The 12,691-nt window shown below is 33.7% G+C and carries 10 protein-coding genes and 5 pseudogenes; 10 read left to right on the forward strand and 5 right to left on the reverse strand.

From position 1 onward, the window contains the following. Nucleotides 1-342: 342 nt before the first annotated feature. Together HCD_RS08275 and HCD_RS08280 are read right to left on the reverse strand one after the other, a co-directional pair. Nucleotides 343-1,057, reverse strand: a pseudogene (locus HCD_RS08275) (relaxase/mobilization nuclease domain-containing protein); the annotation flags it as partial. Next, nucleotides 1,047-1,388, reverse strand: coding sequence for a plasmid mobilization protein (locus tag HCD_RS08280; protein WP_014660107.1), 342 nt, complete (start codon nt 1,386-1,388; stop codon nt 1,047-1,049). The pseudogene HCD_RS08275 and the gene HCD_RS08280, both read right to left, overlap by 11 nt. Nucleotides 1,389-1,575: 187 nt before the next feature. Between HCD_RS08280 and HCD_RS08285 the strand changes: the two are divergent. From HCD_RS08285 to HCD_RS08305, 5 genes and pseudogenes are all read left to right on the forward strand, one after another. Next, nucleotides 1,576-1,851 (forward strand): annotated as a pseudogene (locus HCD_RS08285) (hypothetical protein). Beyond that, the gene (locus tag HCD_RS08290; RefSeq protein WP_014660108.1) at nt 1,841-2,686 is read left to right on the forward strand and encodes a hypothetical protein; all 846 of its coding nucleotides are present in this window, start codon (nt 1,841-1,843) and stop codon (nt 2,684-2,686) included. Before HCD_RS08285 ends, HCD_RS08290 begins: the two are co-directional and overlap by 11 nt. A 12-nt stretch (nt 2,687-2,698) precedes the next feature. After that, nucleotides 2,699-2,917 carry a hypothetical protein gene (locus tag HCD_RS08295; protein WP_014659986.1) on the forward strand — a complete coding sequence of 73 codons (219 nt, stop codon included), beginning with the start codon at nt 2,699-2,701 and terminating at the stop codon, nt 2,915-2,917. A gap of 3 nt (nt 2,918-2,920) precedes the next feature. Then, a pseudogene (locus HCD_RS09645) lies at nt 2,921-4,142 on the forward strand (hypothetical protein); the annotation flags it as partial. A 988-nt stretch (nt 4,143-5,130) separates the two neighbouring features. Further along, nucleotides 5,131-5,664 (forward strand): hypothetical protein, encoded by a 534-nt coding sequence (locus HCD_RS08305; RefSeq protein ID WP_014660110.1) that lies wholly within the window; start codon nt 5,131-5,133, stop codon nt 5,662-5,664. Between the two features lie 147 nt (nt 5,665-5,811). Here the strand turns inward: HCD_RS08305 and tnpA are convergent, their stop codons facing one another. Then, nucleotides 5,812-6,228 carry an IS200/IS605 family transposase gene (gene tnpA / locus HCD_RS08310; protein WP_014658764.1) on the reverse strand — a complete coding sequence of 139 codons (417 nt, stop codon included), beginning with the start codon at nt 6,226-6,228 and terminating at the stop codon, nt 5,812-5,814. A gap of 36 nt (nt 6,229-6,264) precedes the next feature. Between tnpA and HCD_RS08315 the strand changes: the two genes are divergently transcribed. The 3 genes and pseudogenes from HCD_RS08315 to HCD_RS09815 form a co-directional block, all read left to right on the forward strand. Next, on the forward strand, nt 6,265-7,587 hold the full coding sequence (locus tag HCD_RS08315) for an RNA-guided endonuclease InsQ/TnpB family protein (protein WP_014658798.1): 1,323 nt from the start codon (nt 6,265-6,267) through the stop codon (nt 7,585-7,587). Between the two features lie 104 nt (nt 7,588-7,691). Beyond that, a pseudogene (locus HCD_RS09810) lies at nt 7,692-8,304 on the forward strand (type IV secretory system conjugative DNA transfer family protein); the annotation flags it as partial. Between the two features lie 98 nt (nt 8,305-8,402). Continuing rightward, a pseudogene (locus HCD_RS09815) lies at nt 8,403-9,347 on the forward strand (type IV secretory system conjugative DNA transfer family protein); the annotation flags it as partial. Nucleotides 9,348-9,359: 12 nt separating this feature from the next. Here HCD_RS09815 and HCD_RS08325 read toward each other — a convergent pair. Further along, nucleotides 9,360-10,211 (reverse strand): Fic family protein, encoded by an 852-nt coding sequence (locus HCD_RS08325; RefSeq protein ID WP_014659982.1) that lies wholly within the window; start codon nt 10,209-10,211, stop codon nt 9,360-9,362. 89 nt (nt 10,212-10,300) lie between these two features. On the opposite strand from HCD_RS08325, the gene HCD_RS08330 reads away from it, so the two are divergent. Continuing rightward, nucleotides 10,301-11,029 (forward strand): hypothetical protein, encoded by a 729-nt coding sequence (locus tag HCD_RS08330; RefSeq protein ID WP_014659981.1) that lies wholly within the window; start codon nt 10,301-10,303, stop codon nt 11,027-11,029. A 43-nt stretch (nt 11,030-11,072) separates the two neighbouring features. Beyond that, nucleotides 11,073-11,225, forward strand: a complete 153-nt coding sequence (locus tag HCD_RS09230) for a type II toxin-antitoxin system PemK/MazF family toxin (RefSeq protein ID WP_144005892.1) — start codon at nt 11,073-11,075, stop codon at nt 11,223-11,225. 127 nt (nt 11,226-11,352) lie between these two features. Here HCD_RS09230 and HCD_RS08335 read toward each other — a convergent pair whose 3' ends face one another. Further along, on the reverse strand, nt 11,353-12,651 hold the full coding sequence (locus HCD_RS08335) for a hypothetical protein (RefSeq protein WP_144005869.1): 1,299 nt from the start codon (nt 12,649-12,651) through the stop codon (nt 11,353-11,355). Nucleotides 12,652-12,691: the final 40 nt, after the last annotated feature.

The following is a 12,691-nucleotide window of genomic DNA, read 5'->3' on the forward strand; positions in this document are numbered from 1 at the left end:
ATACAAGCTCTAATTTTAAGAGTAGGGAAAAGTGAGCGCTATTTTTATAGTGCCAAGCCCCATCCCTTGTGAAAATAATTAGTTTTGTATTGTTTATTTCATAATCTCTATCAATTCTAAGAGAATACGGATTGATTCAATGTAATTTTTCATAGTAGCGTTGTTTGTATTCAATGTGTTTGTGTAGCTGTTGTTCCAAGTCTCTAAGCTCTTGTATGAGAGATTGTGTAGCTCTTGGTGTTGTGTTAGGAGCTGTTGGTATTTCTCTTGTATCTCTTTCTCGGCTTGTATCTTTGTTTTGGCTATATTCTCTAAGTTCTTGTTCAATAAGTCTTTGTTCAGTAAATCGTTCATCATAAATTATTCCTTTCAATCGTTTAGCTTTTTGTTGGTTAGGGAGCTTAACACTGATATAATCCTTGCCTTGTCTGGTAACTTCGCACTGACTATCTTTTAAAAAATTGATGATGTCAGCTCGGCTGTTAAATAGCTTTCCTAAGTTGTCTTGTATGAGCTTGTCTAGTTTTTCATAGGTTGCTAAAAGTTCTTTATTTTTGGGGTTTTTAGTTTGGTGTTGTTGTATGTTGTGCTGTTTTTCTAGGTCTTTAGGGTTTGTAAAATTGTGTTTTAGGTTGATACAATCTTTCCATAGGTCAATGCGTGTAATGTCCGCACTATGATAGTAAGGGGTAAAGGCTTTTTGAGTTGTCAAATCAATTCTAGGTATAACAAAATTTAACTCTAAACGCCCCTTGTCTGTGTGTTCTACCCATAAAATGTTGTAGCGATTTTGCATGCTTTCTGTAAGTAGGGCATTTTCAAAACTTTCCATAAGTTCGTGTTTTAGGTTCTCATCAATGCTAGGCTCTTCAAAGGATAAGCACCCCACACATGCCTTGTGTTTTTGAGTGAGAGAAAGTAAAAGGCTCTTGGTTAAATTAGGGTCGCCCTTTAAAACCTTAGCTGTGCCTTGCTCCACTCTTTCATTAAGCAAGTAATTAATACTCCCATCACCATCACCGCCCCCTTGATTAATCCCCCAAAATTTAACTAACATATTTAATTCTTAGTTGTTCTAATTGATTACTGATTTCTATTAGTTGCTCTAAACCTAATCTATCCCATGCCCCCTTATTAGTGTTGAGATGTTTAGCAATTTGATTTAAATTATTTCCCCACTTAGCTAATTCAATGATTAGCTCTTTATTAGCGATAGCTTTTTGCTTTTTAGATTTTGTTGGAGTTTGTGAGTTTTGAGTTAAAAGAGAGTTTAAAACTAATTGTGAGAAGTTTAAATTTTTTTCTTGCATTTGAGTTTGGATAGTTTGCCATTGCTCTTTAGATAATCTAAGACTTTTAATGACTTGTTTATTTGTTTGGATACTCACTTATTCCCTTATTTTGATTTTAGGGGGGTCAAGGGGGGTTTGCCCCACTGCGAGCTAAAGCGATTTTATATCGCTGTCCCTTTGTATATACAAAGGGTATGCTCGCCCCTTTTAATTGTAGTTTAGCATGGACTTGGTAAGTTTAGATATAATGGGCTTACAATGTCGTTTAATACAAGGAGCTGAGATGTTAAAAGATGTAGAAATAGGGGTTAAATTCTATAAGGAGCTTGGCAAATTAGAAAAACAATTAGCTAAATATCAAAGTAAGGTTTTAGAAATTAAAATACAGATGAGAGAGATTAAAAAGCAATATTCTCAGGCTAAGAAAGATGAGAAAAAAGCTAAAAATTTAGAAACCTTATAAGCAATTAAAGATGTGGATAGTGGGGCTAATTTTACAAAAATTGATAGTTTAGATGAGCTTACAAATGAGTTAAAAAGAGAGATACATGTTAATTAAGGATTTATCTAAACTCATAGAAAAACTGAATTATGAAAAAAAGAATTCTATTAAAAATGGCATTTATTTAAATCGTGGGGTAACTAACCCATTATTAACTTCTCAATACCAACAATTTGGGTGTGGGGATTGGGAATACGATGATGAACATTTGCAAGCTAAAAGACGCACTATTCTAAAAAGCCTTAACAAGCTTACAGGACAATATGAAGATGTTACTGGGTGTAATTTTAATGCTGGCATTAAACAAGGAGCGATTGTTGAGCCTTATATTCAAGAGCCTACGATGACTCAAGTTCTATCTAATACCAAAACTCAAGGTTCTTTTTCTTTGCAAGCCTCGTATTTAAGTTCTCATGAAGATAGCACAAAAATTTCTGATTTTTGGTCTAGTTGGAGAAAATATTGGACAGCTTATAGCCAAAACACTTATTATGCTAATTGGCAAAGCACTTATCAAACTACCATTACACAATACACCACTAAATACCAACGCCCTCTTCAAATTGGTGCTAAAGAGAACACTTACTATGTGGTTACCAAAACCACAACAGTGGTAGAGAGAAATCCTATTATTACTAAGAATAGCTTAAAACTAAGCGATGATTTTATGGCAAGTGTGGAGGCTCAACAAGGCTATTATAAAGACAGCACTTTTTTAGTTAGCGCTCCTTATGTGCAGTTTATGGCAAACAATTATAAGCCATGGCAAGGAACTTGTCTAAACTATAGCATTTGGAGTGGAAGTGCTTCTAGTCATGGGCATTCTTACACCACCACTAATAGCAATTATGTTTGTAATGGAAATGGTGATTACATTATTCCACAACCCTAATAAGGAGCTAAAATGAATACCGAACAACAAATCTTACAAATCAGATTGAATACCATCAAGCAATCTTTTTTAGGCATGCACCAAATAGCTAGTCGTTTGGATTATAACAACAAGGTGGCGGAGTTTTTTAGCAACCTTTCTGATTGCATGAATAATCCAAAAGAAACGCATGCTCTCATAGAGAAATTTGAACAAACTTGGCTTAATGAGACCAAAAGACTAGAAAGCTAGATTATGTCTTACATTCCTAATCTCACTGCTTTACCCTTACATGAAATCTTATTGGATAATGGCTATGTTTATAACAAAGACAAGACAAGCAAGAACAACCCTGTTTTAAAGCATGAAAATGAAGAGGGTAATCTAGTCATTTTTAAAAATAAAAATGAAAATGGCTCAATTAGCTATACCTACAAAGACACCCATACAGACAAGGTCGGTAATATCATTACTTTTTGTAAGGATAGAAATATCAGCGTTGAAGATTTACTTGCTGGAAAATTAGAAGACTATCGCAATAAAAAAGATACTCTACAAGCAAGGGATAACGCACAAGAGAACAACAAAGAAGTTCAAAAAATAAGAGAGGAGTTTAAAAACCTTAAACCCTATGATTTAAACAACGCCACCTTGATTAAAAAGCGTGGTATTGATGTAAAACTATTAGAGCCTTACAAAGACCATCTTAAAACGGATAATTTTAACAATCTAATCCTTGCGACTTACTTAGCTTTTGAAGATAAGAAGCTTAATGTTATTCCTATCCAGCAATGCGGAGTAAATAAGAGATTAAACACCCCCTTAGCTACAGATAAAGAGGGTAACATAAGAGACAAACCCTTAAAATCTATCGCACAAGGGAATAAAGGCATAGAAGTCTTAATGCCTAAAGATTTTAGTCTTGTTAAAAATGTCATCTTGACTGAAAATATCTTTGATAGTCTGGCTTATTTAGAGCTACAAAATTTAGAGCCTAAAGAAAGCATTTTAATTAGCACGGCTGGGCAATTTAACGCACAAAAATTAGAACTCTTTTTTCAAAGCTTTTTTAAGCAATTGCATAACAGACAACAAGGGGTATACAACAATTATCTAAGACAAGAACAAAAATGGCAAGAGTTAGTAAAACTTGGCAAAGCTAGTGATGATTTTAACAGCGTAGTGGTAGAGACCTACACTGACATTATTAAAAACTATCAAAAAGAAAAAAATATGCCTATCTACAACAAGCAAGTAGAAAAAACTAGAGAGTTTAGAAAACCCAAGCCTATTAGCAAGCCACAAGAGAGTTTTAATGTTATCTTAGCCTTTGATAATGACATTAAGGGTAAAGGATATAAGGAAAAATGCGAGGGTATTTTATATGCTATTACACAGCAATTCCCTACTATCTATACGCCTTTTTCTAAGGATTGTAACGATGATTTGAAATTAGCACACATTATAGGGAATAAAGAAGTTCATTTAAAGAGCGTGAGCGCATTTATAAAAAACGCACTCACAGACTTACAAAGCCAAGAAAAAGCCCAAACAGCCTTAGAAATCTTAGAAACTATCCACTCTCTAAAACCCTTTAAATCAACATTCAAACAATCTTTAAACGAGCCTAGTAAAGCCCTAGATTTACTCAATCATACTTCTATCTTTATAGAAAACAAGCATGATGAAATAATAGATACTTTCAATATCCTAAAACCATTAGAAAATAACCACCCCTATTTCAACAACTTAGATGCTGATTTGCTAGAAAATTACAAGCATAGCTTTAAATTAGATGAAAATAAAGAAGTGTGCGTGGCTTTGTTTAATGCAAAGGGCAACAAAACCGCTATGCAAGAAATCAGTGCCTTAAATCATTCAAAGGATATTAAAAATATAAGCGTTCTCAAAAACCCTACCACTAAATTAGACCACATTAAGCAAATTATCATTGCGAATGACCCCACTAACGCTTTAAGCTTTATGCAGTTACATAGAGAGTTAGACCCCAAAAACAGCCTAGTTGTAAGCGTTTTTCAAAGCGATTTTTTAGAGACCACTAAGCCTTTTTTGGATTTGCTCTTACAAGATGTCTCTAAGGACACCAAGATAATTCTAAGCACTAACAATGAGTTTTCCATCCCCCTTACTAAATACGCCCTAAATGTTACTAGAAAGCCTCCTACCATTCACACGCCTTTTAGCCAATCTTTTTCTAATGATTTAAGACTTAGCAAACTCTTAAATACCAAAACCCTTAATGAAGAAAGTTTTAAGACAGCCATTAACGCCAAGATAGGCATTTTACAAAAACCTTGCAATAGTGCCTTTAAACAACAAACTCTTAATACTCTCAATCAAATTGATAGGCTCATTGCCCTACCTTTTAACTTTAAAAAACAGCTTGTTGCTTTTAATGAAAACTTAAATAATAAGCAAAATAGGCACGCTATTTAAGGATTAAAATGTTGCAATACAAACCCTATTTTATTTCACTTTCTCTCATTTTAGCTCCCTTAATCTTTATGTATAGCCTATTTTTAGGCTTTGATTTAAAAAATTTCACCCAAACCTATCAATTTAGCAAAATTATACTTTCTAATCTTTCGCATTTTACAAGCTTTAAGTTTGAAGTGTATAAAGCCTTTGTTCTGGCTTTAATGCCCTTAATAACAAGCATTTACTTGCTTTCTAGTGGCAACACTCTCACTTCGCATGGAAAAGCAAAGTGGGCGAGCGTAAAAGAGATAGAAAAACTAGCCTATAGCCCCTTAAAGTTTGTCAAATCTTTTTTTGGTTTTATCTTGAGATTACCTTTCTTGCCCTTGTTTTTAGGGCTATCTTGTTTGGTATTAAGCATTTGGTTATGTATCATCATTAAAGATTGTGTTATGGGGGTATTTAAGTGGATTAAATGGGTGTATTGTAGTATCAAACAAGCCCCACAAACTCTTAAAAACCTCAAAAATAAATTCTCTCTTAAAAGGAAAAGTGCATGAATTTAAAAAACACCCTTAAAAAAAGCTCTAACATTCTTTATCCCAACAAAGCGAAAAACTCCGTCCTTTAGGGCGGAGATGTAAGCGTCAATAGCCGTTAGGCTATTTTTTAGTGTCATTTAACCTAAAAACAAAAGGTTAGCAAATCTAATGTGGTGTTTCTTGCTCTTGGATATATTGCTTAATGATTTCTAAAGGAGCACCCCCACAGCTTCCAGCAAAATAACTAGGCGACCATAAATGATTGCCCCACAAAGTAGCTTTAACATTTTTAAAATTTTGTTGTCTAACCAAACGACTACTAACACCCTTTAAAGAATTAACTAACCTACTAACACTAACTTTTGGTGGATAATTGATAAGTAAATGCACATGGTCGCTTTCCCCATCAAATTCTACTAACTCGCTTTCAAAGTCTTTGCATACCTTAGCAAATACAGAACCTAAAAAGTCTATAACTTCTTTGTTGAATGCTTTACGCCTATATTTAGTTACAAATACTAAATGCACATGCATTAAAAAAACACAATGTCTGCCATGTCTAATATTATCAATTTGTTTCATAGACCAAGTTTAACTAAATTATGCTAAAATCTTTCTATGAAAGTAAATAAGGGCTTTAAATTTCGTTTGTATCCTACCAAAGAGCAACAGACCAAATTACAACACTCTTTTTTTGTCTATAACCAAGCCTATAACATTTGCTTAAATCTACAACAAGAGCAATACGAAAAAAACAAAGATTTACCCACTAAACAAAGAAAATGGCAAAAATCAAGCGAATTAGATAGTGCGATTAAGCACCATTTAAAAGCTAGGAATTTAAGTTTTAGTAGTGTAGTCGCTCAACAATCACGCATGAATGCAGAAAGAGCCTTAAGAGATGCCTTTAAAGTCAAAAATAGGGGCTTTCCTAAATTTAAAAACTCTAAATTTGCTAAACAAAGTTTTACTTGGAATAATCAAGGCTTTTCTATCAAAGACTTTAACGAACGCTTTAAGATGTTTAACTTAATGAAAATGCCCTTAAAAATGCGTATGCATAGAGACTTACCCCTTAATGCTAAGATTAAACAAATCGTAGTCTCTTGCTCTCATCAAAAATATTTTGTTAGTTTTAGCATAGAATACGAAAAAGAGCTTAACACTATTAAAGAGCCTAGAAATTGTGTCGGTGTGGACTTAAATATCTATGATATAGCTTTAAGCGTTGATTTAAAAGAATATGAAAAACTAACCGACCTAGAACAATACCAAAAAGACATGAAAGAACTAGGTTTAAAAGTAGATGAAAATATCAATCTAAAACGACTTATTCCTACTTATTCTAAACTACATTCTTTTAAAAAATACTCTAAAGAATTTAAAAGACTACAAAGAAAACAAAGCCGTAGGGTTTTAAAATCTAAACAAAATAAAATCAAACTAGGAGGTAATTTTTACAAAACTCAAAAAAAATTAAACAAAGCCTTTGATAAATCAAGCTATCAAAAACTAGACAGATACCATAAAATCACAAGCGAACTTTCAAAGCAATTTGAATTGATAGTAGTTGAAGACTTACAAATTAAGAACATGACCAAAAGAGCCAAACTCAAAAATGTTAAACAAAAGAGTGGGCTTAATAAGTCTATACTAAATACTTCATTCTATCAAATCATCTCTTTTTTAGACTACAAACAACAGCATAATGGCAAATTGTTAGTGAAAGCTCCCCCACAATATACGAGTAAAACTTGTCATAGTTGTGGGCAAATCAACCACGAGCTTAAATTAAATCATAGAGAATATCTGTGTCAAAATTGCGGATATATAGAGCATAGAGATATAAACGCCGCAAGTAATATTTTAAGCAAAGGGTTAAGTCTTCTTGGGTTAGGAAATAGCCTTGCAGACTTTAAAGAGCAAAGCCTTTCGTATTAGCATTCAGTAGGGTGCTTTAGTTAGGAAGCTCCTCGCTTTAGCGAGGGGTGTTTCACCAAGGTTTTAATAAAAGTTTTAAAGGTATCCAAGCCTTCCATAATGGTTATTACAAAAATCTAAGCCAAGCGCTTTGTGGTATTTTAACTTTAGGAGTAAGTGTAGAACACCCTATGGATTTGAATTTCAAACAAGGCGTAGTAGTTGGTTTGCACAACAACAAACCAGTCTATTATGATACGCCTTTATCCACTTTAATCATTGCGCCACCCGGAAGTGGTAAAACTGCCGCAGTAGCTATCCCTAATTTACTAACCCTAAAAAGTTCTGTAGTGGTGCTAGACATTAAGGGGGAATTATGCGATTTAACCGCAGGTTATAGACAGCAAGTCTTAGGCAATGAAATTTACATTTTTAATCCACTAGGCGATGACAATTCCTTGAAATTCAATCCTTTTGATAAGCGTATTGTAGAAAAGCTAGATTTCAATAGAAAAAGAAGGCTTGTAGATGAAGTGGGCAATACCATTTTTAGTGGTGATGGCAAAGAGAACGACCCTTATTGGAGAAAACAGGCTAGAAATCTATTTGTCTTTTACGCTCTTTATGATTTATGCGTTAAGCAAGAAAGCTTTTTATTTGATTTGGCTTTTGCACCTATTCAAAACTTTGTTCCCTTAATCCACCCTAAAAGCCCTTATTACAAAGAACTCTATATCCATAAAGTTGACCAAGATGGTAATTTTATATTAGATGAAAACAATGAGCCTATACTAGAAAGAGATAGCAATGGCAATCCTATCTTAAACACACAAGCTAATGCTGAGAATTTATGGTATAGGCAAGTAAGCGAACAAGTCTATTTAGATGTCAATGACCCTAGAAATTATGATGGCACAGTCAATAGATTAGAAAAAGATAAGAAAGGTAATGTTATTATTAAAGAAGGTATGTTAGACCCTGTTATTAGGACATGGGCTAATAAGTGGTCTATTTCTAATGAAAAAGAATTTGCCTCTATTATGAGCGTGTATTCAGAGTTTATGCAAGTTTTTACAAGTTATCAAGTCAAAAGTGCCACAGATAACATGAGCTTTGAATACGAGGATTTAAGGCGTAAAAATATCAGCCTTTATATCAAAATCGCCCAAACTGACATTGATACTCTAGCCCCCTTAATTAGAGTTCTTTTAGAAAGCATAGGTAAGAATCTTTTATTAAGAGAAAGTAAGAAGTTTAATGAAAGGGTGTATCTAATTTTAGATGAGTTTGTAAGATTTGGAAAACTTCCTTTTTTGTTAGAAATGCCAGCACTTAGTAGAAGTTATGGTGTAGTGATTATGTTTATCACGCAATCTAATGCGCTCATAGAAAAATACTATGGCAAAGAAGACGCTAGGATTGTTAATAGCACGGTAGCATATAAGATTGTCTTTAAAATGGATGACTTAGATTACGCTAAGCAACTTAGCGAAGAAATAGGCAAATACACACGAGAAAAACGAAATCGTTCTACTGAAAAAAATCAAGTGATTTTTGGTGGGACAAGCTCTTATTCTGAAGAGGGCTATGAATTAGTTTCTGCACAAGATATTATGAATATTAACAAAGATGAAGTGATTATTCTAGTAAGCGGACATAAAGCAACGCCCTTAAAGCTCAAAGCCAACTATTACTTCAAAAACAAAAGATTGCCTAAATGTCTCAATATACCCTTAAAACCTAATGAAGAAGCGTTTAAGGGGTTGAGAAAGGTAAATTGAGATTTGGATATATTACAAACCAAACCTATCATCATCTTTGCCCCCTTTGTTTTTATTGTTTATAAATCGGTTGTTATGGAGGTGTTTGGGGTTAGGCTTGGTGGTGGGGTTTGCTTTTAGATAAGAGATAGGTTGGACTTGCTCTCTTTTGTTATCAAGGTGTAATTGATTGTTGTATTTTTCTAAAAACCCCATAGCTCTTTTTCTTTCCACTTCTTGAGCCTCTTTTGCCATATCTACTAACATAGGCACATTTTCTTCTCTCATAGCCATGATGTAGTCTTTTTTATTATCTTTAGTAATCACAAAAGGCACTAAATCTTGCTCTAAGACACTATAAAAGATTAGCATACGCCCTGTCCTACCATTGCCATCACTAAAAGGGTGGATATGCTCAAACTTAATATGACTATCCATGATAATCTCTAATTTTTGCGTGTCATTTTTGGCACTACTAAGCTGATAATAGAGATTATCACACCAATCTTTTAAGACCATAGGCACTTTAAAAGGAGCAGTTGGTTCAAAATTTGCCCCTAAAACTACATTGGGAATTGTTTTAAATTTTCCGCAGTTTTCAATGAGATTGCTCATAATGATTGAATGGATATACTTGATATATTCATTGTCTATAATTTGTTTTTCTTGTAAAGATTTTAAAAGTGTGGGGATAAAGTTTTGAAAATTTTTAACTTCATAATATTCTCTTTCACTCATAGCCTTTGGAATAACCCCATCAATTAAAATGCTCGCTGTTTCATTTTGCGTTAAGGTATTGCCCTCTATTGCGGTGCTATGATGTGCCATTCTAATGGTTAAATCCATAGCATAGTCGCTAAATTCTAGTAGTTCTTTATAGTTCATTTATCCCCTTATTTGCTACATTATTGGCTAGATTATACTAAAATAAGGCTTTAGAAAATCAAGTAAAATTAGCGTTAAAAGGATATTCAATGCGTTTGAAATTCATCTCGTTGTGTTTAGTAGGTTTAATGGGCGTGAGCTATGCTGAAAATGCTAAAAGCGTGGATTATTTTGTGAAGAATGATAAGGAAAGGGAAAAGACTATTGCAACTTGTCAGCAACTCGCCAAACAAATTGAAAATGGAATTAAAAATAGGCTTAACATAGCAGAAACGCAAAAGAATAACTGCCTTAATGCTGAACTTGCACTAAAAGAAGTGGCAACTTTAGATATGGATAAGCAAATAGAAACGCAACTGAGTTCTAATGATAAATTTGAAGGTATTCACATCAACGAAAAAAATCAATACTACGATAAGTTAGACTACAATAATTTGCTAATGACTAAAATTGGAAGTTGTTATGCCAAAATGAGCGAAAATCTAGCTAAAAATGGCGATGATGGTTTAAAAAGCGATAAGCGATGTTCTAGGCTAATTATGTTAGCCGAAAATGACCCACTATTACCGAGTATAAACGACCCTGCATCTCCTTTTATGATTGCCGAGTTTGGTTTTAAAAATTATGAAAAAATCTCTTTAAAAGAAAAAAATAAAGACTTAGAGCATTGTTATTCTGTTATGGCAAACAACATTAAAAAAACAATCAATGAGAAAAAGTCAGTTTATGATGCCTATTCTGCCATCAACAAAAATGAACGCAACAAATGTTTTAGTGCGATTAGTAGTGTAAGAAAAATTACAAATTCAGGTCTTTAATTTTTATGAGTATCACTGCCCTTACTACTAAACTTGTTGAAAAATACAAAACCTTTATAACAACAAAACCGAACAAGTTGCCTTACTCCATCAAATAAGAACTTTTGATACAAGACGCAGTCAAGGTAAAATTGCTAATGTTCAAAATGAAACTTTGGAGATTATTAAGGATAAGATTAAAAGCGAGATTTTGTAAAAATGCCCCCTTAAAGATAAGGGGCATATATTCCCTACTCAAAGGTAGGGCAACTTACCATAGAGATAAGCCCTAGCTTCCCATAAAGGAAGTATGCTAGAATTATACCCAAACTTTCTAAACTTTCTTATTCAATCTTTAATTTAGAGCTATTACTAGCACTGCTAGAAGTGCTTTGAGCTTTAGAATTAGGGAAACCATATTGATTAAGGCTCGCTTGATAGGCTTGGCTCAATTGATTGTTTAATCTCTGCATTTGAACACTTTGCTCTGTTACAGGCTTAACATTATTCACATAGCCATGATTTTCTTGATAATCTCTAGCTAACATGCTAGAAATTAAGCTCATCGTTTCATTTAAAAAAGTGAGATTGCTTGCAATGTCCTTGATATAGTCAATCGTTAGCATTTCAAATTTTTGTTTCATATTGGCATAGACTTGAGCTTGTTTCGTTTTATCTGTGCCTGCCTTTTGAAGCTCTTTGGCTAATTCGCCTTTATAATTAAGCAATTCATTGTTTAATTGCTCTGTGATGTATTTCATAGGATAGCAAGTAGTTTGTCCTTTTTCACTGGTTATTTTTTTACAAAACTTGCCTTGATATTTCATATCCTCTACGCCTAAGCTTTCTAACTGCTGGATTTGTCTGTTGATTAAAGGCGCACTTCTTGCAAAAAGTTCGGCTTGGATATTAGCCTCTAATTGAGCAGAAAGCTTTTCTTGAACGGCTTTATATTGTTGGTAAGCTTGCAAATCATTGTTTAAAAGAGCGGTCTTGGCTTGGATTTCTTGCTCTCTAATTTGCAAGGCTAATTGTTGGTTCTTATTTTGTTTGCAAATCTCTAAGGCATACGCCCTCCCACTTAAAGTCCCCATCATGCTATCAGTTTGGCTCGTTAGATTATAAGACAAACTATCCGCAAAATTTCTCGCACTTTTAAAGACTGCGGTGTTTTGCTTACCTGTTTTAACAAAGGGCAAATTCTTAGCCTTAGCCACAACCTTAGAATAATCTAACCAAGGGCATTGACTAGCTAAATACCTGCCTTGTAAGACTTGTTTCGCATTGTATTGAGATACATTCTCTTTAATGTTCTCGGCGTTTTGTTGCATATTTTCCAAGATATATTTGGTGTTTTCAATCACTTGCATGGGATTTGCGATATTGATAGCACTCCCACTCAAAAAGGATTGGGTTTGATTTAATACGCTATTAACCTTATCAAGCTGATTGATAGTGGCTTGGGCTTTTTCAATCATAGTGGTGTATTTTTTAATCATCGTTGTGCCTTGGTCAATTCTTTTAGCCATGCTTGTTAGCATTTGTGCTAGTTTGACATTAGATGTGGGATTCTCCACTAAAGTAACCCCCAAAGCATTGGCAACACTCATAGAAAGACAAGAAAAAAGAATTAATTTTTTCATAGCATTAGTCCTTTCACTAGATTTTCCTTGCATAAAGTTT

The organism is Helicobacter cetorum MIT 99-5656 (genome assembly GCF_000259275.1).
In the GTDB taxonomy this organism is placed as follows: Bacteria; Campylobacterota; Campylobacteria; order Campylobacterales; family Helicobacteraceae; genus Helicobacter; species Helicobacter cetorum.